Annotated in this window: 18 protein-coding genes, 1 tRNA gene and 1 pseudogene; 6 read left to right on the top strand and 14 right to left on the bottom strand. The window is 73.7% G+C overall.

Going from position 1 to position 19,570, the window contains the following annotated elements; translation table 11 throughout:
* Positions 1-24: 24 nt before the first annotated feature.
* Complete coding sequence (locus tag ACIRNI_RS08240) at positions 25-597, bottom strand: TetR/AcrR family transcriptional regulator (protein ID WP_403549431.1); 573 nt, start codon at positions 595-597, stop codon at positions 25-27.
* A 163-nt stretch (positions 598-760) separates the two neighbouring features.
* Here ACIRNI_RS08240 and ACIRNI_RS08235 point away from each other — a divergent pair, with 163 nt between their 5' ends.
* On the top strand, positions 761-4,036 hold the full coding sequence (locus tag ACIRNI_RS08235; RefSeq protein ID WP_403549429.1) for a S41 family peptidase: 3,276 nt from the start codon (positions 761-763) through the stop codon (positions 4,034-4,036).
* A gap of 145 nt (positions 4,037-4,181) precedes the next feature.
* Here the strand turns inward: ACIRNI_RS08235 and ACIRNI_RS08230 are convergent, their stop codons facing one another.
* The 4 genes from ACIRNI_RS08230 to ACIRNI_RS08215 form a co-directional block, all read right to left on the bottom strand.
* Positions 4,182-4,376 carry a hypothetical protein gene (locus tag ACIRNI_RS08230; RefSeq protein ID WP_403549427.1) on the bottom strand — a complete coding sequence of 65 codons (195 nt, stop codon included), beginning with the start codon at positions 4,374-4,376 and terminating at the stop codon, positions 4,182-4,184.
* Between the two features lie 98 nt (positions 4,377-4,474).
* Positions 4,475-5,371: an SDR family oxidoreductase gene (locus tag ACIRNI_RS08225; protein ID WP_403549425.1), complete on the bottom strand. Its 897-nt coding sequence runs from the start codon at positions 5,369-5,371 to the stop codon at positions 4,475-4,477.
* A complete protein-coding gene (locus ACIRNI_RS08220; RefSeq protein ID WP_403549423.1) occupies positions 5,368-6,243 on the bottom strand; it encodes an alpha/beta fold hydrolase in 876 nt (291 codons plus the stop codon). The genes ACIRNI_RS08225 and ACIRNI_RS08220 overlap by 4 nt, the downstream gene beginning before the upstream one ends.
* A complete protein-coding gene (locus ACIRNI_RS08215) occupies positions 6,240-7,751 on the bottom strand; it encodes a flavin-containing monooxygenase (protein ID WP_403549421.1) in 1,512 nt (503 codons plus the stop codon). The genes ACIRNI_RS08220 and ACIRNI_RS08215 overlap by 4 nt, the downstream gene beginning before the upstream one ends.
* Positions 7,752-7,921: 170 nt before the next feature.
* Here ACIRNI_RS08215 and ACIRNI_RS08210 point away from each other — a divergent pair, with 170 nt between their 5' ends.
* Positions 7,922-8,590: a MerR family transcriptional regulator gene (locus tag ACIRNI_RS08210; RefSeq protein WP_403549881.1), complete on the top strand. Its 669-nt coding sequence runs from the start codon at positions 7,922-7,924 to the stop codon at positions 8,588-8,590.
* A 9-nt stretch (positions 8,591-8,599) separates the two neighbouring features.
* Here the strand turns inward: ACIRNI_RS08210 and ACIRNI_RS08205 are convergent, their stop codons facing one another.
* Positions 8,600-9,634 (bottom strand): DUF6528 family protein, encoded by a 1,035-nt coding sequence (locus ACIRNI_RS08205; RefSeq protein WP_403549419.1) that lies wholly within the window; start codon positions 9,632-9,634, stop codon positions 8,600-8,602.
* 84 nt (positions 9,635-9,718) lie between these two features.
* Positions 9,719-10,536: pseudogene (locus tag ACIRNI_RS08200) on the bottom strand (exodeoxyribonuclease III).
* Between the two features lie 51 nt (positions 10,537-10,587).
* Between ACIRNI_RS08200 and ACIRNI_RS08195 the strand changes: the two are divergent.
* Together ACIRNI_RS08195 and ACIRNI_RS08190 are read left to right on the top strand one after the other, a co-directional pair.
* A complete protein-coding gene (locus ACIRNI_RS08195; RefSeq protein ID WP_403549417.1) occupies positions 10,588-11,067 on the top strand; it encodes a GNAT family N-acetyltransferase in 480 nt (159 codons plus the stop codon).
* A 149-nt stretch (positions 11,068-11,216) separates the two neighbouring features.
* Entirely contained in the window at positions 11,217-12,191 is a 975-nt protein-coding gene (locus tag ACIRNI_RS08190) for a trypsin-like serine peptidase (RefSeq protein ID WP_403549415.1), read from the top strand.
* Between the two features lie 40 nt (positions 12,192-12,231).
* On the opposite strand, the gene ACIRNI_RS08185 is transcribed toward ACIRNI_RS08190, so the two are convergent.
* Positions 12,232-12,807, bottom strand: a complete 576-nt coding sequence (locus tag ACIRNI_RS08185; RefSeq protein ID WP_403549413.1) for a TetR/AcrR family transcriptional regulator — start codon at positions 12,805-12,807, stop codon at positions 12,232-12,234.
* A 64-nt stretch (positions 12,808-12,871) separates the two neighbouring features.
* On the opposite strand from ACIRNI_RS08185, the gene ACIRNI_RS08180 reads away from it, so the two are divergent.
* Together ACIRNI_RS08180 and ACIRNI_RS08175 are read left to right on the top strand one after the other, a co-directional pair.
* Positions 12,872-14,062 (top strand): FAD-dependent monooxygenase, encoded by a 1,191-nt coding sequence (locus ACIRNI_RS08180; RefSeq protein ID WP_403549880.1) that lies wholly within the window; start codon positions 12,872-12,874, stop codon positions 14,060-14,062.
* Positions 14,063-14,161: 99 nt separating this feature from the next.
* A complete protein-coding gene (locus ACIRNI_RS08175) occupies positions 14,162-15,811 on the top strand; it encodes an amidohydrolase (protein ID WP_403549411.1) in 1,650 nt (549 codons plus the stop codon).
* Here the strand turns inward: ACIRNI_RS08175 and ACIRNI_RS08170 are convergent.
* From ACIRNI_RS08170 to moaC, 6 genes are all read right to left on the bottom strand, one after another.
* Positions 15,796-16,290 carry an FBP domain-containing protein gene (locus ACIRNI_RS08170; protein WP_403549409.1) on the bottom strand — a complete coding sequence of 165 codons (495 nt, stop codon included), beginning with the start codon at positions 16,288-16,290 and terminating at the stop codon, positions 15,796-15,798. The two genes, ACIRNI_RS08175 and ACIRNI_RS08170, sit on opposite strands and share 16 nt — an antisense overlap.
* Positions 16,291-16,419: 129 nt before the next feature.
* A tRNA-Ala gene (locus ACIRNI_RS08165) sits at positions 16,420-16,493 on the bottom strand.
* A gap of 81 nt (positions 16,494-16,574) precedes the next feature.
* Positions 16,575-17,630 (bottom strand): gephyrin-like molybdotransferase receptor GlpR, encoded by a 1,056-nt coding sequence (gene glpR / locus ACIRNI_RS08160; RefSeq protein ID WP_403549407.1) that lies wholly within the window; start codon positions 17,628-17,630, stop codon positions 16,575-16,577.
* A 145-nt stretch (positions 17,631-17,775) separates the two neighbouring features.
* A complete protein-coding gene (locus tag ACIRNI_RS08155; protein ID WP_403549878.1) occupies positions 17,776-18,378 on the bottom strand; it encodes a GNAT family N-acetyltransferase in 603 nt (200 codons plus the stop codon).
* Positions 18,379-18,392: 14 nt separating this feature from the next.
* Positions 18,393-18,863 carry a molybdenum cofactor biosynthesis protein B gene (locus ACIRNI_RS08150; RefSeq protein WP_403549876.1) on the bottom strand — a complete coding sequence of 157 codons (471 nt, stop codon included), beginning with the start codon at positions 18,861-18,863 and terminating at the stop codon, positions 18,393-18,395.
* Positions 18,864-18,955: 92 nt separating this feature from the next.
* Positions 18,956-19,459, bottom strand: a complete 504-nt coding sequence (moaC, locus tag ACIRNI_RS08145; protein ID WP_403549405.1) for a cyclic pyranopterin monophosphate synthase MoaC — start codon at positions 19,457-19,459, stop codon at positions 18,956-18,958.
* Positions 19,460-19,570 lie beyond the last annotated feature (111 nt).

The following is a 19,570-nucleotide window of genomic DNA, read 5'->3' as shown; positions in this document are numbered from 1 at the left end:
GCGGGTACTTCGTGGGGCGGAGGGTCAGACGCCGAGGGCGGGGAGCACCACGGCGTCGACGTACGCCCTCAGGAACGCCTGGTCCACCGGCCGGTCGTCGACCAGGGGACGGGCGACGAAGGCGCCGAGCAGCATGTGGGGGACGAGCTTCAGCGCCGGGTTGTCCACGGCGACCTCGCCGCGCTCGACCGCGCGCCGCAGGACTCCGTCGAGGCCGGTCATCTCGGGTTCGATGAGCAGCTCGCGCAGCGCCCGCAGCAGTTCGGGGTTGTCGTGGACGGCGTGGGCGAGGCCCCGCATCAGCGCGGAGTCCTGCTCGAGCCGGCAGTCGTCGGAACGCGACAGGATCTCGTGGAAGTCGCCCCGCAGCGAGCCGGTGTCGATCTCGTCGAGGCGGACCGGCTTGTTGTTGCGCAGGGCGCGGGCGACCAGCTGGGGCTTGCTCCCCCACTGGCGGTAGAGGGTGGCCTTGCTGGAGTGGGTGCGGGCGGCGACGGCGTCCATGGTGAGCGCGTCGTAGCCGACTTCGCGGAGCAGGTCGAGCACGGCTTCGTACAGCTCGGACTCGCGTTCCGGGGTGAGCCTGGTACGGGCCATGTCCGCCGGCCTTCCATCGAGACGAAACGGTTTCGTACACCTGGACGGTACACGCGGGCGCGTGCGAAACGAAACCGTTTCGTACGCGTGTGGTCGGCATCACGGCACGGAGGCGCGTGTCAGCCGAGTTGCCAGCGCCGGGCCGCGCCGAAAGCATGGCTGTGTGAGCAGCGACGGCGCGTACCTCCGGTATCCCCACCTCCACCAGGACCTGCTGTGCTTCGCGGCCGAGGACGACGTGTGGGTCGCCCCCCTCGCCGCCGACGGCGAGGCGCCCGGCCGCGCCTGGCGGCTGACCGTCGACCGGACCAGAGTCGGACACCCGCGCTTCTCGCCCGACGGGCGGCACATCGCCTACACGAGCTGGCGGAGCCTCGACCCCGAGATCCACCTGGCGCCGGTCGAGGGCGGGCCCGCGCGGCGGCTGAGTTACTGGGGGTCGCTCGACACGCGGGTGTGCGGCTGGACCCCGGAGGGCGACATCCTGGCGGTGGCCTCGCACGGGCAGCCGTTCTCGCACTTCTCGTGGGCGTACAAGGTCCCCACGGACGGCTCGCCCGGCAAGCGCCTGCCCTGGGGCCCGGTGTCCGACATCGCCGTCGCCGACGTCGACGGGCGGCACCTGACACTGCTGCTGACCGGCAAGCCGCCGCACGAGCCGGCCGCCTGGAAGCGGTACCACGGCGGGGCGACCGGACGGCTCTGGCTGCACGGGGAGCGGCTGCTGCCGGACCTCGGCGGCCACCTGGACTGCGCGATGTTCGTGGACGGCCGCATCGCGTTCCTCTCCGACCACGAGGGCGTCGGCAACCTCTACTCCTGCCTGCCCGACGGCACCGACCTGCGCCGGCACACCGACCACGACGCCTTCTACGCCCGGCACGCCTCCTCCGACGGGCGGCGCGTGGTCTACCAGTGCGCCGGGGACCTGTGGATCGTCGACGCCCTGACCCCCGACTCCCAGCCGCGCAAGCTCGCCGTCCGGCTCGGCGGCCCGCGCACCGGGCGGCGCCGCTACCAGGTGCCCGCCGCGAGCCACGTGGACGGGGTGGCCGTGGACGAGACCGGGCGGGCGAGCGCCGTGTCCGTACGCGGCAGCCTGTACTGGCTGACGCACCGGGACGGGCCCGCCCGCACGATCGTCGACACCCCGGGCGTCCGCGTACGACTCCCGGAGATGCTCGGCAGCAGCGGGCGCATCGCGTACGTCACGGACGCGGAGGGCGAGGAGGCCATCGAGATCGCCTACCTGCCCCGGGCGAGCGGCGCCGGGGAACGGCGGCGCCTGGCGGCGGGCGAGCTCGGGCACGTACGGGAGATGACCGCCGACGCGGACGGGGCGCGGCTGGCGATCGCGTCCCACGACGGGCGGCTGCTGCTGCTCGACGTGTCGGAACCGGAAGCCGAACCGGAAGCGGAGAGCGAACCGCAGGGGCTCACCGAGCTGACCCGCTCCATCAACGGCCCCGTCCGGGACCTCGCCTTCTCACCGGACGGCGCGTGGCTCACCTGGTCGCACCCGGGGATCGGCCGGTCCCTGCGGCAGATCAAGATCGCGCGGATCAAGGACCGGACGATCGTCGACGTCACCAACGGCCGCTTCGAGGACGAGAGCCCCGTCTTCACCCGCGACGGCCGCTACCTCGCCTTCCTCTCCTGGCGGGGCTTCGACCCGGTGTACGACGTCCACACCGGCGACCTGTCCTTCCCGCTCGGCTGCCGCCCCTACCTCGTGCCCCTCTCCTCCACCACGCCCTCGCCCTTCGCGCTGTCGCCCGAGGGGCGGCCGGCGGCGGGCGGGCTGGACCTCTCCGAGGAAGCGGAGGGCGACGGGACGGTGGTGGTCGAGTTCGAGGGCCTGGCGAACCGGGTGACGCCGTTCCCGGTCGCCGCGTCCAAGTACTCCTCGCTGGCGCCGGTCAGCGGCGGCGGACTGGTGTGGCTGCGGTGGCCCATCTCGGGCGCGCTGGGCGAGACGTTCGTGAACCCGGCGGACACCTCCGGGCGGCCCACGCTCGAACACTTCAACCTCACCAAGGCCCGCAAGACCGAGCTCGTCGGCAACCTCGACTGGTTCGCCCTCAGCGGCGACGGCACGCGCCTCGTCGTGGTCGACGAGGGCGAACTGCGGGCGGTCCCGGCGACCGAGGCCGGCGACAGCGACACCACGGTGTACGTCGACGCGCGCCGCATCCAGCACGAGGTGGACCCCGGCGCGGAGTGGCGGCAGGCGTACGCGGAGGCGGGGCGGATCATCCGCGCGTACTTCTGGGACCCCGGGATGAGCGGCATCGACTGGGACGGGATCCTCGACCAGTACCGGCCCCTCGTCGAACGCGTCGCCACCCCCGACGAGTTCGCCGACCTCCTGCGCGAGGTCCTCGGCGAGCTCGGCACCTCCCACGCGTACGTCACCGCCGCCCGCCGCAACGAAGGGCCGCCGCACTACCAGCGGGCGCAGGGCCTGCTGGGCGCCAACTTCGTGTGCCGCGACGGCCGGTGGACCGTCCAGCGCATCCTCCCCGGCGAGTCGTCCGACTCCAAGGCCCGCTCCCCGCTCGCCGGTACGGGCATCCGCGAGGGCGCCGTCCTCACCCACGTCGACGGCCGGCCCGTGGACCCCGTCGCCGGCCCCTACCCGCTCCTCGCGGCGGCCGGCGGCACCACCGTCGAGCTGACCTTCCAGCCCGCGGGCGGCGAGGGCCGCTCGCGGCGCGTCGCCGTGGTCCCGCTCATCGACGAGCGGCCGCTGCGGTACCAGGACTGGGTCGCCAAGCGCCGCGAGGTGGTCCGCGAGCTGAGCGGCGGCAAGTGCGGGTACCTCCACATCCCGGACATGGGCGGCTCGGGCTGGGCCCAGTTCAACCGCGACCTGCGGCTGGAGGTGGCGCGCCCGGCCCTCATCGTGGACGTACGCGGCAACGCGGGCGGCCACATCAGCGAGCTCGTCGTCGAGTCCCTCACCCGCAAGATCCTCGGCTGGGACCTCACGCGCGGCGCCCAGCCCGTCTCGTACGCCTCCAACGCCCCGCGCGGCCCGATCGTCGCGCTCGCCGACGAAGCCACGGCCTCCGACGGCGACATGATCACGGCGGCCTTCAAGCTGCTGAAGCTCGGGCCCGTGGTGGGGCAGCGCACGTGGGGCGGGGTCGTCGGGATGACGGGGCGCCACCGGCTGGGGGACGGCACGGTGATCACGGTGCCGATGAACGCGGCGTGGTTCGACGAGTACGGGTGGTCCGTGGAGAACCACGGCGTGGCGCCGGACATCGAGATCCTGCGCACCCCGCTGGACTGGGCGGAGGGCCGCCACCGCCAGCTCTCCGACGCGGTCGAGGTGGCGCTCCGACTCCTGGACTCCCACCCGGCGTCCCGGCCCCCGGACTACTCCCAGGTCCCGTCCCTGAAGCGGCCGCCGCTGCCGCCGCGGCGCGCTTGAGGTCGCGGTTTCCGTTTACGGCGGGCGCCCGGGTGGGCGGTACCTGCCGGTGCGGTTCCGGGGCGAACGCACGCGCGCAACGCGAAGGGCGCACCCGGCGTCCCGGGTGCGCCCCTGCTTCAACCGCGCGTCACGTCACGTCGCTTCAGACGTCGTAGCTCCGGTCGGCCCGCTCCTGCGCCGCCCGCGCGTCCTCGTCGACGCCCGGTCGACGCTCGTCACGCTGCTGGCGGCCCTTCTGCGCACGCTGCTGCGCCTCGCGCTTCGCGTCCTGCGCACGCTGCTTGGCCTGCTCCTTGAGCTCCTGCGACTTGTCCTTGAACTGGTCCGAGATACCCATCGAGGTCACTCCTGAAAGTGGTGGTGTGGGGGGTGCGGGGGCCATTCGGCCCCCGGCCTCGACCAGCGTGGCACGGCCCGACATACTGCGCATTTCGATCAAGCGGTGACGGTTCCGTCACGCTCCGTACGCGCCTTTTCGTCGGCCTCCCCGCCCGCTCCCACCAGCCCCGTCGGCACGCTCCCGAGGCGCGGCTCGAAGCGCCGCATCTCGCGCTGCCCGACGGTGGCGATGAGGCCGGGGAGGTAGCCGCGCACGGACTGCATGCCGCGCAGCCACCACTGCGCGTACACGTGGGCCGAGCGCCGCTCGATGCCGGCGACGATCCGGTCGACGGCCGGGCCGAGGGGGTACGTGCGGTTCGACGGCCACGGCAGCCGCTGCCGCAGCTCGCGCATGACGTCGTCCTGGTCGGCGCCGCGGACCATGTCGGTGTCGGTCCACGACAGGTAGCCGACGCCCACGCGGACGCCCCGGTAGCCGACTTCCGCGCGCAGGCTGTGCGCGAAGGCCTCGACGCCGGACTTGGAGGCGCAGTACGCGGTCATCATGGGCGCCGGGGTGATGGCGGCGAGCGAGGCGATCTGGAGGAGGTAGCCGCGGCTTTCGAGCAGGACGGGCAGGAAGGCGCGGGCGGTGACGGCGCTGCCGATGAGGTTGACCTCGATGACGCGCCGCCACGCGTCGGGGTCGGACGCGGTGAAGGGGCCGCCGGCCGCGACGCCCGCGTTGGCGACGACGATGTCCACCTTCCCGAAGCGCTCCTTCACCTCGCCCGCGACGCGGGCCATCGCCTCGTGGTCGGTGACGTCGACGTGCCACCAGTCGCTCTCGGTGTGCAGCCGCCCGGAGACCTGCTTGAGCTGGTCGGGCTCCAGGCCGAGGAGCGCGATCCGCGCGCCGCGCGCGGAGAGTTTGCGGGCCAGCAGCTCACCGACGCCGCGCGCGCCGCCCGTGATGACGGCGACCTGGCCGTCGAGGCTCACCTTGCTCATGCCGCTTCCTCCTTCTGCGTCAGGTACGTCGTCACCAGCGCGCGGACGCGGGCCGTGACGGCCTCCGGCGCCTCCATCGGCGTCATGTGCCCGACGCCCACGAGTTCGTCGACCCCGACGCAGTTGGGCAGCGCGGCGGCGATCGCCCGCGCGTGCACCGGCGGGGTGAGCCGGTCGGCGGTGCCGACGATCACGGCGGTCGGCGCCGTCAACTCCCGTACGCCCTTCTCCAGGTCGAGCTCGGCGAGGACGCGCGACCAGGCGACCCGGACCGCGCGCGGGCAGGCGTGCACGATACGGGCGCACTCGGCGACGGCGGCCGGCGCGGAACCGGGCGCCATGGTCCCGTACTTGAGGAGCGCCTTCGACACCGGCGTGACCGGCCCGAGGGGCGCCCGCGCGCCCAGGACGGCACGGGTGAGCCGGGTGCGCAACCGCCCGGCGCGCAGCGGCAGCACCAGCGACTCGGCGACCAGGCGGGAGGCGCCGGTGCTGCACAGCAGGACGGCGGCGGCGCGTTCGCGTACGCCGGGCCGGGCGGCGGCCGCCATGAGGGTCATGCCGCCCATGGAGTGCCCGGCGAGCACGGCCTTCTCGCCGGGCGCGAGGGTGGCGGCCAGCACGGCTTCCAGGTCGTCGGCGAGGGCGTCGGTGGAGTACCCGTCGCGCCCCACGGCCGGCGTACGGCCGTGTCCGCGCTGGTCGTAGACGATGACGCGGTGGTCGGCGGCGAGGTCGCGTATCTGCGCCGCCCAGAACTCCGTCGAGCAGGTCCAGCCGTGCGCCAGCACGACGGCGGGCGCGCCGTCGGCGCCGTACACCTCGACGTGGAGGGAGGAGCCGTCCGCGGAGGTCGCGTGGATCACGTTCATCGGGCAGCAGCCCCTTCCCGCACGCGGACGACTTCGTACTCGCTCAGGTCGACGGAGCGCGTCGCGCGCCGGAACTCGCTCGTGGTGCCGGGCCACAGCGTGGTGTTGCGGCCGTTGGCGTCGAGGTACCAGCTGTCGCAGCCGCCGGACTTCCACACGGTGCGCTCCATGCGGGTCTGTACGCGCCGGTTCCAGGCGGCGACGGCGGACGGCCGGACGGCGAGGGCGGCGCGACCGTGGCCCGTGCCGTCGAGCACGTCGAGTTGGCGCAGGTAGTCGGCCATGTAGTTCAGCTGGGACTCGATCATGAGGATCATGGAGGAGTTCCCGAGCCCGGTGTTGGGGCCGATGATGGTCATCCAGTTGGGGAATCCGGCCGCGGTCGCGCCGCGCAGCGCCTCCATGCCGTCCTTCCACGCCTCGGCGAGGGTGATCCCGTCCGCGCCCACGACCCGCTCGGCGATGGGCATGTCGGTCACGTGGAAGCCGGTGGAGAAGATGACGGCGTCGACCTCGGCCTCGGTGCCGTCGGCGGCGACGAGCGTGCGCCCCCGCACCTCGGCGAGGCCGGAGGCGACGACGTCCACGTTGGGCCGGGCGAGGGCCGGGTAGTAGTCGCTGGACAGCAGGATCCGCTTGCAGCCGATGCGGTACGACGGCGTCAGCTTGGCCCGCAGCGCCGGGTCCTTGATGGCCCTGGCCATGTTGGCCTTGGCGATGGATTCGACGAGTCCGAGCTCGGCGGGCCGCTTGGTGAAGGCGCTGACCTGCAACTCCCGGATGCCCCAGAGCAGTCCGCGCCGCGCCTTGCCGGTGAAGGGCAGCTGCCGGTGCAGCCACCGCTCGGCGCCGGTGATGGGGCGGTCCATGCGGGGCATGACCCACGCCGGGGTGCGCTGGAAGAGGGTGAGCCGGCCGACCTCGGGCTGGATGGACGGCACGATCTGGATGGCGGACGCGCCGGTGCCGATGACGGCGACGCGCTTGCCGGCCAGGTCGTAGTCGTGGTCCCAGCGGGCGGAGTGGAAGACCCTGCCGCCGGCCTCCTCGAAGGAGGCGAGCCCGGGGATGTCGGGGATCTTCGGGTCGGACAGCGGCCCGGTCGCGGAGACGACGACGTCGGCGGTGAGGGTGCCCCGCGTGGTCTCGATCCGCCAGCGCAGCGCGTCGTTGTCCCACGTCATCATCGTGACTTCGTGGCGGAAGCGGAGGTGGGGCCGCAGCCCGAAGGTGTCGGTGACGTGCTCCAGGTACGCGCGGATGTGCCGCTGGCCGGAGAAGGTGCGCGGCCAGTCGGGGTTGGGCGCGAAGGAGAAGGAGTACAGGTGGGACGGCACGTCGCACGCGCACCCCGGGTAGCTGTTGTCGCGCCAGGTGCCGCCCACGGAGTCGGCGCGCTCCAGGACGACGAAGTCGGTGATCCCCTCGCGGCGCAGCCGGACGGCGGCCCCGAGGCCGCCGAATCCCGATCCGATCACCGCCACTCGTACGTGCTCGTGCTGGCCCATGCCGCCTCCGCATACCCGTCCGCATGACTTTGCCAGCAATTGCTGGCACGGTTGGGAGGGTAGAGCAGCTCCTTACCGAGCGGTAGGGGTCTCGCGCGGAAAAGTTACCGGCGGTACGACATAGGGTTGCGGCTGTGGCAGACGAGGGGACGACCACCGGGGGCGCGGCGGTGGAGGAGACGGTCACGGAGACGGCGCCGCGCGAGTACCGCGTCGAGGAACTGGCCGCCGCGGCCGGCATCACCGTGCGCACCCTGCGCTTCTACCGCGAGCGCGGCCTGATCCCGCCGCCCCGCCGCGAGGGCCGCATCGCCTGGTACGGCCCCCACCACCTGGCCCGGCTGCGGACCATCTCCGCCCTCCTGGAGCGCGGCCACACCCTGAACGGCATCGCCGACCTCGCCGCCGCCTTCGAGAGCGGCCGCGACGTCGGCCAGGTGCTGGGCCTCGGCGAACCGACCGAGGAGGAGCCGGTCCGGCTCACCCCGGAGCAGCTCGCCGACCACTTCGGCGACCAGGTCACCCCGGAGAACTTCGCCGCCGCCCTGGACCTCGGCTACCTCGCCACCGACGGCGAGGAGATCGTCCACGTCAGCCGCCGCCTGCTGGAGGTCTCGGCCGCCCTGGTCAAGGAGGGCATCCCACTCTCCGCCGTCCTGGCCGCCGCCGCCCGCGTCCGCGAACACGCCGACGCGCTCGCCGGGCTCTTCGCCGAGCTGCTGCGCGCCCACGCGGGCGGCGAGGCCGACGCCGTACGGCTGCGCCCGCTGGCGAAGAGCGTGGTGGAGGCGGAGGTGTCGATGGCGCTGGACCGCCGCCTGCGCGACCTCAGGCCGTAGCCCGGTGGCTCATCCCGTCGACACCGGCACCGGCAGCCACCAGCGCGCCTTGTAGATCCCGCCGCCGGCGAGCTCGTACGTCCCGGCCGGCCGGTGCACCGCCACCTTCCGGGTCCACCAGGTCTCCCCCAGCCCGCTCTCCGGCACGGTCGAGACCACCTGGCCGGTCACCGGATCGTTGCCGACCGCCTTGACCCGGGCGCGGCTGATGTCCGCCACGCCCGTGAAGTCCTGCGTGAAGGCGCGGGCGCTCTTCACGTACTGGTACACGGCCGACCCGCTGCTCACCCACAGCCGGTCCGGCCGCCCGGCGACCTGGCCGAGGTCGTGCCCGTGCGGCGTCGGCAGCGGTACCTCGAAGGCCTTCATCAGCGCCGGCCTCGCCGCCGTGCCGCCGACCCTCAGCGCCACGAGCCGCGCGCCGCCCAGCGCCCACAGCACCCGCCGCGCGCCGTCCCACTGGAGGCCGTGGGCGTCTTCCAGGGCGTACGACGCGAACGGCACGTCCGCCGGCCCCTGGGAGGCCGCGTAGAGGCGTACGACATCGCCGGTGCTGCCCGCGACGGCCACGTTGCCGTTCGGCAGCAGCTCGATGCTGTGCGGGTTGACGCGCGTGGTGCCGGGCGCGAGGGTGCCGCCCCAGTGGCGCCGCCCCGACGGGTACTCCACGACGGCGGCGAAGCCGTACGAGGCGACGGTGAGGACGTACGTCCTCCCCTGCCAGGTGCGGACCTTGGCCTCGCTGGGGTGGACCCAGCTGAGGCCCGGCTCCAGGTCGGCGTACCGGGGATCACCGAGCGGCGAGAACGCCCACCGCACGGCGGAGGGATCGGCGGCCGGGTCCCAGGCGCGGCGCGCGCCGTCGAGCAGCAGGACCCGTTTGGACGCCTGATCGGTGAGGAGGACGTCGGGCGTCCCGGCGGGGATCTCGGAAGCGGGAACCGGGACGGAGGCCGACGTCGGTACGGGGGTGGTCAGCGGCAGCGCGAGCGTGACCGCGGCGAGCAGGGCGGACCTGAGCGTTCGTACGGTGGCGATGCGCACGAGAGCTCAGCGTGCCAGAAGCATTCCCGCGAAGTGATGCTCCCCACACCTGCTCTGACAGATCATCACTTCCGGAACCGGGAACTACCGGTTTCCGGACGACAGCTCGTACACCGCGGTCACCGGCGCGTGGTCGCTCCAGCGCTCGCCGTGGGAGGCGGCGCGCTCGACCCAGGCCTTGACGGCGCGGGCGGCCAGGCCCGGGGTGGCCACGTGGTAGTCGATGCGCCAGCCCGCGTCGTTGTCGAAGGCGCGGCCGCGGTAGGACCACCACGAGTACGGGCCCGCCTGGTCGGGATGGAGGGCGCGGACCACGTCGACGTAGCCGCCGTCGCCCTCGGCGAGGACGCGCGAGAGCCAGGCGCGCTCCTCGGGAAGGAAGCCGGAGCTCTTCTGGTTGGCCTTCCAGTTCCTGAGGTCGGCCTCCTGGTGGGCGATGTTCCAGTCGCCGCAGACCAGCACCTCGCGCCCCTCGGACGCCGCCCGCTCCCTCAGCTCCTTGAGGTACGGGAGGAAGGCGTCCATGAAGCGGACCTTCTCGTCCTGCCGCTCCGTACCGACCTCCCCGGAGGGGAGGTAGAGGCTCGCGACCGTGACGCCCGGCAGGTCGGCCTCCAGGTAGCGGCCGCTGCCGTCGAACTCGGACGCGCGGAGCCCACGCGCACCGCGTCCGGCTCGCGCCGCGTGTAGAGGGAGACGCCCGCGCGGCCCTTGGCGGCGGCCGGGGCGTGTGCCGCGAACCAGCCGTCGGGCGTGCGGACCGCCTCGGGGAGCTGGGACTCCTCGGCGCGCACCTCCTGGAGGCAGAGCACGTCGGCGGCGGTCCCGGCCAGCCATTCCACGAAGCCCTTCTTCGCGGCGGCGCGCAGGCCATTGACATTGGCGGACGTCACAGTGAGCATCCCGGCACGATAACCGACCACAGATGGCCGCATACATGTACCATCCACCGTATGCTTATCCGCCCGGTCCCCTTCGACCACCCCGACGCCGTCAAACTCAACGATGCCGTCCAGCTCGAATACGCCGAGCGGTACGGCGACGAGGGCGATCTCACACCGCTCGACCCGTCGATGTTCCGCCCGCCGCACGGTCTGTACCTGCTCGCGTACGACGAGCGGGACCGCCCGGTGGCGACCGGCGGCTGGCGCACGCAGGACGAGAACGAAGAGGGGTACGCCGACGGGGACGCCGAGCTCAAGCGCATGTACGTGATCCCCGAGGTGCGCGGCCTGGGCCTGGCCCGCCGCATCCTCGCCGCCCTGGAGGAGGACGCGCGCGCCGCCGGGCGCACCCGGATGGTGCTGGAGACCGGGGACATGCAGCCGGAGGCTATCGGGCTGTACACGTCGAGCGGGTACGAGCCGTGCGCGAAGTTCGGCTACTACCGCGCGTACCCGAACAGCCGCTGCTTCGCGAAGCCGCTGCACTGAAGGAGTTACTGACGCGCTCCTGACAACCGACCTCCGCCCGTGGGACCCTGCCTCACGCACGGCACGCACCGCTGATCCGCACCGCTCTTCGTTCCCCCACCCTGCCCGGGCCGCGCGACCGCGCCCGGGCACGGCAGAAGGAGACATGCGTGAGACGCCACCGCACCCCCACGGGCATCCTGCTGACCGTCGGAGCCCTCGTCACGAGCGCCCTGTCCGCGACGGCCGCCACCGCGGCCGGACCGGCGCCCTCCCCCGCCCCCGCCCCGGCCGCGGCGTCCAAGACCGTCACGGCCGCCGAGCAGCAGGGCGCCCGCGCCTTCTGGACCGCCGAGCGCATGCGCGCGGCCACCCCGCTGGACCTGGAGCTCACCCCCCGGGCGCTGAAGAACCTCAAGGCGCCGCAGCCCGGCAAGGAGACCACCACCGTCGCGCCCACCGCCTTCCCGCAGGCGGGCGGGCCCTGGACCGGCGGCGGGGTGGTGGTCAAGACGTCCGGGCGGGTGTTCTTCACCTTCCAGGGCCGTACCGCCTCCTGCTCCGGCAACGCCGTCACCAGCCAGAACGCCTCCACCGTCATCACCGCCGGCCACTGCGTGAAGTACCAGGGCAGCTGGCACACCAACTGGGTCTTCGTCCCCGCGTACGACAACGGCCAGGCGCCCTACGGCCAGTGGACCGCCACCAAGACGCTGACCACTCCGCAGTGGGAGGCGAGCGAGGACATCAACCACGACATCGGCGCGGCGGTCGTGGCCCCGCTGAACGGCCAGAAGCTCACCGCCGTCACCGGCGCGCAGGGCATCCAGTTCAACGGCGGCTACAACAAGCCGATGTACGCCTTCGGCTTCCCGGCCGCCTCCCCGTACGACGGCTCCAAGCTGATCCACTGCAGCGGGAACTCCTCCAAGGACTTCCTCTTCTCGCAGGACCACAGCCTGGCCTGCAACATGACCGGCGGCTCCAGCGGCGGCCCGTGGTTCACCGGCTTCAGCGAGTCGACCGGCACGGGTCTGCAGGTCTCGGTGAACAGCTTCGGCTACACCTTCCTGCCGAACCGCATGTTCGGCCCGTACTTCGGCGACGTGGCGAAGGCGCTGTACGACAAGGCGCAGGTGTCCTGACCCGATGAGCGACCGGCCCGGCGGGGGCACCCCCGCCGGGCTACGGCCGCAGGGCAGCCCGCACCAGCGCCCGGATCTCGTCGCACAGCCCGCCCGCGTCCGCCGCGGGGCCGGTCAGCCGCTCGAAGACCAGCCCGTCCACGCACGCCAGCAGCGTGACGGTCCGCCCGTCCGGGTCGGCGACCCCGTGCGCGGCGAGGACCGCCCGTACGGCGTCGCGCGCGGCGTTCTCGCGCGGTGCGAGGACCTCCCGCAGCTCCGGGTGATACACGCTCTCCACCGCGCACGCGTACCGGGCGAGCGTCCGCCGCCTCCCCTCGCCCGTCAACCGCGCCTCGCTGAACCGCGCCAGGGCTTCCGCCAGTTCGTCCGGGTCCGCTTGCGGCCGCAGCGGCGTGCTCTCGGCGGCCTCCCTCAGCTCCGTCTGGTCAAGCTCGACCAGTCGTACGGCAAGGGCGGACAGCAGCGCCTTGCGGGTCCGCAGGTACGCCGAGGTCGTGCCGGTCGGCAGCCCGGCGGCCGCGTCGACGGCGCGGTGCGTGAGCGCGCGCATGCCGCCGTCCGCGAGGACGGAGAGGGCGGCGTCGGCGAGGACGGTACGGCGATCCCTGGTCATGGCCCCTTTCTACACCCGTAGTAGCCTCTTTCTACATCTGTAGAAGGAAGGGCGAGGGGGAATGATGCGGCCTGGACGAGCAGTGGTGATCGGCGGCGGAATCGGCGGCCTCGCGGCGGCCCTCGGGCTCCTGCGCACCGGCTGGCGGGTCACCGTCGTCGAACGCGCCCCGGACGCCCTGGCCGACGCGGGCGCCGGGATCTCCCTCGCCGCCAACGGCATCCACGCCCTGGACGCGCTCGGCGCCGGGCCCGCCGTCCGCGCGGCGGCGCGCCGCCAGCTCACCGGCGCCACCCGCACCCCGAACGGCCGGGTGCTCGCGCGGATGGACGGCCACGCCCTGGAACGCGCCCTGGGCGCGCCGATCCTCGGCATCCCGCGCGCCACCCTGCACCGGCTGCTGCGCGCCCCGCTCCCACCCGGCGCGCTGGTCACCGGCGCCGAGGTGACGGCCGTCGACGGCGCCCTGGACGCGCCGCACGCGCGCGTGCGCACCGCCGACGGGCGGACGTACGACGCCGACCTCGTCGTCGCGGCGGACGGCGTCAACAGCCGCGTCCGGGCGCGGCTGCTGCCCGACGCGCCGGGCCCGGCGTACAGCGGCTCCACGGTGCTGCGGGCGATCACCGAGCGCCCGGTGGACGTGGGCGGCGCCGACTTCCAGCTGACCTGGGGCCGGGGCGCCGAGTTCGGCCACATCCTCTTCGCCGACGGGCGCGCGGAGTGGCACGCGGTGCTCAACGCGCCGAAGGGCGTGCGCCCGCGCGATCCGCTCGACGCCCTGCGCCGCCGGTTCGCCGGCTGGCACGACCCGATCCCCGCGCTGCTCGCGGCCACAGCACCCGGCGCGGTGCTGCACCACGACATCAACGAACTGGCCACGCCGCTGCCCACGTACGCCGTCGGGCGCGTCGCGCTGCTCGGCGACGCCGCCCACGCCATGACGCCACACCTCGGCCAAGGCGCCTGCCAGGCCCTGGAGGACGCCGTGACCCTGGCCGCGGCGGCCGCCGGGGCACCCGACGTCCGTACGGCGCTGGCCCGGTACGACGCCGAGCGGCGTCCGCGCAGCCAGGCGGTCGCGCTCGCCGCCCGCCGCGCGGGCCGGATGGGGCAGCAGCTCGCACACCCGGCCGCCGTCGCCGTCCGCAACGCGGCGATGCGGCTGACCCCTTCGGGCGCGACGATTCGGACGATCCTCCGTCATGCGTCCTGGACACCCCTGGAGCTTCGGCCAGAGTTGGCCAACTCGTAGGGGTACGGGGGTCGAAACGTTCATCCTGCGCATGGACACCGCCGTGTCCCGCCGCAGACTGAACGACGAACGACACCTCCGTGAACCAGGAGTACGCCCATGGCCCCTCACCGCACCGCGGACCTCGTCTTCACCGGTGGCCCCGTCCACACCGTGGATCCCGTGCGCCCCCGGGCGAGCGCCGTGGCCGTCCGCGGTCGGCGGATCGTGGCCGTCGGCGGCTCCGAGGTCCACGGGCTGATCGGTCCGCGCACCGAAGTCGTGGACCTGCGCGGCCGGTTGCTGATACCGGGCTTCCAGGACGCGCACGTCCACCCGGTGGGCGGCGGCGTGGAGATGGGCCGCTGCGACCTGAGCGGGGCCACGACGGCGGAGGCGTACCGCCGCCGCATCCGGGAGTACGCGGACGCCCACCCGGAGGCGGAGTGGATCACCGGGGGCGGCTGGTCGATGGAGGCTTTCCCCGGCGGCACCCCGGACCGCCGGTTCCTGGACGAACTGGTCCCCGACCGGCCCGCGTACCTCGTCAACCGCGACCACCACGGCGGCTGGGCCAACTCCCGCGCCCTGGAGCTCGCCCGGATCACCGCCGACACCCCCGACCCGGTCGACGGCCGCATCGAGCGGGACGCCGACGGGCACCCCACCGGCATGCTCCAGGAGGGCGCGATGACCCTCATCGCCGCCCTCGTACCGGCACCGACCCTCGACGAGCTGACCGCGGGCCTGCTGCGGGCGCAGGAGCTGTTGCACTCGCTGGGCGTGACGGCCTGGCAGGACGCGCTGCTCGGCGACCACGCGGGGATGGCCGACCCGGCACCGGCGTACGCGGCCGCCGCGCGCTCCGGGAAACTCACGGCCCGGGTCGTCGGGGCGCTGTGGTGGGACCGGGCGCGCGGCCTGGAGCAGCTTCCGGAACTGCTGGCCCGGCGCGAGGAGCTGACGCACGGCAGGCTGCGCGCCACGACCGTGAAGATCATGCAGGACGGCATCGCCGAGAACCACACGGCGGCCATGCTCGGCCCCTACCTCACCGCGTGCGGCTGCGCCTCCGACAACTCCGGCATCTCCTTCATCGATCCGAAGGCGCTCGCCGAGTACGTCACCGCCCTGGACGCGCACGGCTTCCAGACGCACTTCCACGCGCTGGGCGACCGCGCGGTGCGCGAGGCGCTCGACGCCGTGGAGGCCGCGCGTGAGGCGGGCGGCTGCGCCGACACCCGGCCGCACCTGGCGCACCTCCAGGTCGTCCACCCCGACGACGTACCGCGCTTCGCGCGGCTGGGCGCGACCGCGAACATCCAGGCGCTGTGGGCGGCGCACGAGCCGCAGATGGACGAGCTGACGATCCCGTTCCTCGGCCCGGAGCGGGCCGCGTGGCAGTACCCCTTCGGCGACCTGCTGCGCGCCGGGGCGCGGCTGGCGGCGGGCAGCGACTGGCCGGTCAGCAGCCCGGACCCGCTCGCCGCCCTGCACGTCGCGGTCAACCGCGTCCTGCCGGAGGACGGTCCGGACGCACCGGTGTTCCTGCCGGAGCAGCGCATCGGCCTGGACGCCGCCCTCACCGCGTACACCGCGGGCAGCGCGTACGTGAACCACCTCGACGACACCGGCGTCATCCGCGCCGGCAACCTCGCCGACCTGGTGGTCCTGGACCGCGACCCGTTCGCCGCGCCGCCGGAGGAGATCGCCTCGACGCGGGTCCTCCAGACCTTCGTCGGCGGCGCGCGCGTCTACGCGTACAGCTGATCCAGGAAGGCGGCGAGCTTGCCCCGGGTCCGCTCGATCTGCTCCTCCACGGTGAGGCGCTCGTCGAAGCGCGCGCCGGACTCGGGGCGCTTCTTGCCGCGTACGTAGAGGGAGCAGTCGAGGTCGGTGCACACGTACAGCCCGACCGAGTTGCCCTCGCGGCCCGCCGTCCCGGCCTTGCGGGCCGTCATCAGCGAGACGCCGCTGAGGGGGTGGGTGGTCAGGCAGATCGAGCACAGGCTGCGGCGCAGCCCGGCGGACTGCCGGGAGGCGAGGCGCAGCGCGACGCCGACCACCTTCTCGCCGCGCTCGGCGACGATGTAGGCCCGGTCGGGCGCGGACAGGTCGCGCCAGCCGAGGAAGTCGAGGTCGTCCCACGGCCGCTCGGCGAGGTCCCGCGGGAGGGGGAGGCGGGCGGCTTCGCCCTTCGAGCAATTGACGAACGAGGCACGGATGGTGCGGTCACTGACTGCCTTCATGGTGAAGGACCGTAACGAGCCTAGGACTACTAGGCAAACGATTAATCCCCCTAGGCACGAGGCCGGCGCACACCCGCACGTACAACGCGAAGCCCCCGCCGGGAATCCCGGCGGGGGCTTCGATGTGCGTGGACCTGAGGGGATTTGAACCCCTGACCCCCTCGATGCGAACGAGGTGCGCTACCAGTCTGCGCCACAGGCCCTTGCGACGTGTGAAACATTAGCATCCCGATCGGGCTGCTTGGAAATCCGTTCCCCGTCGGTGGCGGCGAAGGAGACCCGCGTCACTCGTTGGCCGCGCGGGGGCGGTCCTCGTCCGCGTACTGGTCGAAGAGCGGCGTGCGGCCGTGGTCGCGGCTGCGGCGGGGCGGGGGCGCGGTGGCGCTCGGGTTCGGGTTCTGGCGGGTGGGCGGGGGCGGGGTCGGTTCGGCCACCGAGGAGCGGGCGGCGCTCCAGGTCTCCGGGTCCGTGACGTCCACGCCGCCGGTCGCGCGCGGCGCCACCGGGGCGGTGACGTAGGTGGGGAGCGGCACCGGGACCGGGTCCCAGCTGTCGCCGCGCGCCGGGCCCCGGTCGCGCTGCTGGTCCACCCACTCCGCGTGGTCCGTCTGCTCCACCAGCGCGCGGCGGCCCGCCTCCTGCGGGGAGACCGTCGGCGCCGGCTCCGGCTCGGGGCCGGCCGACTGCGGGTCGGCGGGCTGCTCCGGGGCGGGCCGGGGACGCCGGCGGCTTTCGCGCAGGCGCTGTGCGGCGGCCTCGGCGCGGCGCCGGTCCATGACGTACACGAACCGGCGGCGCTCCTGCGCGCGCAGGTGCACGATGTACGCGCTGAGCAGGACCGCCGGGATGCCCGGGGCCCACAGGAAGGCGAGGCCGCCGACGGCCGCGACGATCGCGCCGAGGGTGAACGCCAGGAACAGGACCACGGTGGTGCGCCGACGCCGGGCCAGGACCCGGGAGCGGCGGGCGCGTTCGGCGGCGGCGGCCGCAGCACGCGGGCCCGCCGGGCGGGGCCTGGCGGGCGGGGCGTCGGGGACCTCCAGGCGCGCCTCCGTCAGGGCCGGGGGCGCGGCGAAGGCCCGGACGTCGACGGAGCTCAGATGCTCCGTCTCGGCGTCCGGGTCGGCCTCGGGCCCCACCTGTTCGGCGGTGCGCCGGTCCAGCTCCTTGGCGTACCGGCGCTCCATCCCCGCCCGTCCGGACAGGAGCCGGATGGCGGTGCTGAAGCGTTCCGTCGGACGGGCCTCGTTCAGCTCGTCCTGCCGTCGGAGCCACATCGGCACCAAGTAGGCGGCCCAGGCCCCGACGATGACTGCGTAGATGAGGCCGCTGCTGCTCACATCCCACACCGTAGAGGGGTTCGCAGCAGGCCATCGGCCAATTGGGCCGGTGTGTCGCACGATCTGGCTGATATCACTGAATTTTTTTGTGATTGATCAGACCGGTTCTGGTCGACTCACGCTTTAATTCGAACACATTTCTTATTTACCGGGGTGTTCCCGGTCGGACCCGGTGCCAGCGGCGCAGCAGCCCCTCCGGGACCTCCTCCGCCGTGAGGGCGAAGACGAGATGGTCGCGCCAGTCGCCGTCGATGTGGAGGTAGCGCGGGCGCAGGCCTTCCTCGCGGAATCCCAATTTCTCGACGACCCGGCGGCTCGGCATGTTCTCGGGGCGAATGCAGACTTCGATCCGGTGCAGTCCCACCGCGCGGAAGCAGTGGTCCACGGCGAGCGCCACGGCGGTCGGCATGACACCGCGCCCCGCGACCTCGCGGTCCACCCAGTACCCCACGTGGCCCGAGCACATCGAGCCCCACGTGATGCCGGCGACCGTCAGCTGGCCCACGAGCTGCCCTTCGTACTCGATCACGAAGGGCAGCATCCGGCCCGCGTTCGCCTCGGCGCGCAGATGGCGGACCATCTGGCGGTACGTCGGGCGCTCCACCAGCGGGCCGCCGGGGGCGGGTGGCGGGATGGTCGCCTCCCAGGGGCGCAGCCAGTCGCGGTTGCGCCGGTTGACCTCGCGCCAGGCCCGCTGGTCGCGCAGCTTTATCGGGCGCAGGGCGACCCGTCCGTCCACCAGGGTCACGGGCCAGGCGGGGTTCATGACGGTCTGGGGTGGTCGCCGCCGCGCAGCTGGTCGACCGCGTGGACGAGCAGCCGGCCGAGGACGGCCAGGCCGTCGCGTACACCGCCGGTGGAGCCCGGCAGGTTCACGATCAGGGTGCCGGCGGCGACCCCGGCGAGCCCCCGGGAGAGGGCGGCCGTCGGGACCTTGTCGCGGCCGTACGCGCGGATCGCCTCCGGGATGCCGGGCACCTCGTGGTCGAGGACGCGCCGGGTGACGTCGGGGGTGCGGTCGGTGGGCGAGATGCCGGTGCCGCCGGTGGTGACGATGACGTCGTACCCGGCGGAGACCCCCTCGCGCAGGGCCGCCTCCACGGGGTCGCCGTCGGGGACGACCACCGGGCCGTCGACGGCGAAGCCGAGCGCGGTGAGGCCCTCGACGAGGATCGGGCCGCCCTTGTCCTCGTACACCCCGGCGGACGCCCGGTTGGAAGCGGTGACGACCAGGGCGCGGTACGCCGGCCCCTGGGCCTCCTGCTCGGCCCGCGCCTGCGGCTCGTGGGCGTCGTGCGCGCCGTGGACGTGGCCGGCCCGGGGGGTCACTGGGCCGCTCCGTCCGCCTCGGCGGCGCGGCGGTAGTCGCCGGACTTGCCGCCCGTCTTCTCCTCCACCCGTACGTCCGTGATGACGGCGGCCTTGTCGACGGCCTTGACCATGTCGACGACGGTCAGCGCGGCCACCGACACGGCGGTCAGCGCCTCCATCTCGACGCCCGTGCGGTCGGTGGTCTTCACGGTCGCCGCGATCTCGACCGCGTCGTCCGCGACCGTCAGGTCGAGCGTGACGCCGGAGACGGCCAGGGGGTGGCAGAGCGGGATCAGGTCGGGCGTGCGCTTGGCGCCCATGATGCCCGCGATACGGGCGGTGGCCAGCGCGTCCCCCTTGGGGACGCCTTCGCCGCGCAGCAGCTCGACCACGCGGGGGGAGACCAGGACCCGGCCGGTGGCGCGGGCGGTGCGGGCGGTCACGTCCTTCTCGGAGACGTCGACCATGCGGGCCGCTCCGGCCTCGTCGATGTGCGTCAGGCTGCCTTGCGTACTCACTGCTGAACTCCGCCTCGCGTGTTCCGGCGCCGATTGCCCCGCCACGGCCCATTGTCGCGCCGGCGGGGGCCGGGGGTGGTCCCCCGGGAAGGCACAGCGGCAGACACCGTA

The organism is Streptomyces sp. NPDC093546, assembly GCF_044765045.1.
In the GTDB taxonomy this organism is placed as follows: domain Bacteria; phylum Actinomycetota; class Actinomycetes; order Streptomycetales; family Streptomycetaceae; genus Streptomyces.
Note: the sequence above shows the minus strand (reverse complement) of the source record. Positions and strands in the feature narration are given on the sequence as shown.

Bases quoted from the DNA above. Each gene is read 5' to 3' on its own strand.
- ACIRNI_RS08180 (WP_403549880.1), top strand. From the start codon at position 12,872: ATGCGGCCTGGACGAGCAGTGGTGATCGGCGGCGGAATCGGCGGCCTC.
- ACIRNI_RS08240 (WP_403549431.1), bottom strand. From the start codon at position 597: ATGGCCCGTACCAGGCTCACCCCGGAACGCGAGTCCGAGCTGTACGAA.
- ACIRNI_RS08215 (WP_403549421.1), bottom strand. From the start codon at position 7,751: ATGGGCCAGCACGAGCACGTACGAGTGGCGGTGATCGGATCGGGATTC.
- ACIRNI_RS08220 (WP_403549423.1), bottom strand. From the start codon at position 6,243: ATGAACGTGATCCACGCGACCTCCGCGGACGGCTCCTCCCTCCACGTC.
- ACIRNI_RS08185 (WP_403549413.1), bottom strand. From the start codon at position 12,807: ATGACCAGGGATCGCCGTACCGTCCTCGCCGACGCCGCCCTCTCCGTC.
- ACIRNI_RS08225 (WP_403549425.1), bottom strand. From the start codon at position 5,371: ATGAGCAAGGTGAGCCTCGACGGCCAGGTCGCCGTCATCACGGGCGGC.
- ACIRNI_RS08175 (WP_403549411.1), top strand. From the start codon at position 14,162: ATGGCCCCTCACCGCACCGCGGACCTCGTCTTCACCGGTGGCCCCGTC.
- ACIRNI_RS08230 (WP_403549427.1), bottom strand. From the start codon at position 4,376: ATGGGTATCTCGGACCAGTTCAAGGACAAGTCGCAGGAGCTCAAGGAG.
- ACIRNI_RS08170 (WP_403549409.1), bottom strand. From the start codon at position 16,290: ATGAAGGCAGTCAGTGACCGCACCATCCGTGCCTCGTTCGTCAATTGC.
- ACIRNI_RS08195 (WP_403549417.1), top strand. From the start codon at position 10,588: ATGCTTATCCGCCCGGTCCCCTTCGACCACCCCGACGCCGTCAAACTC.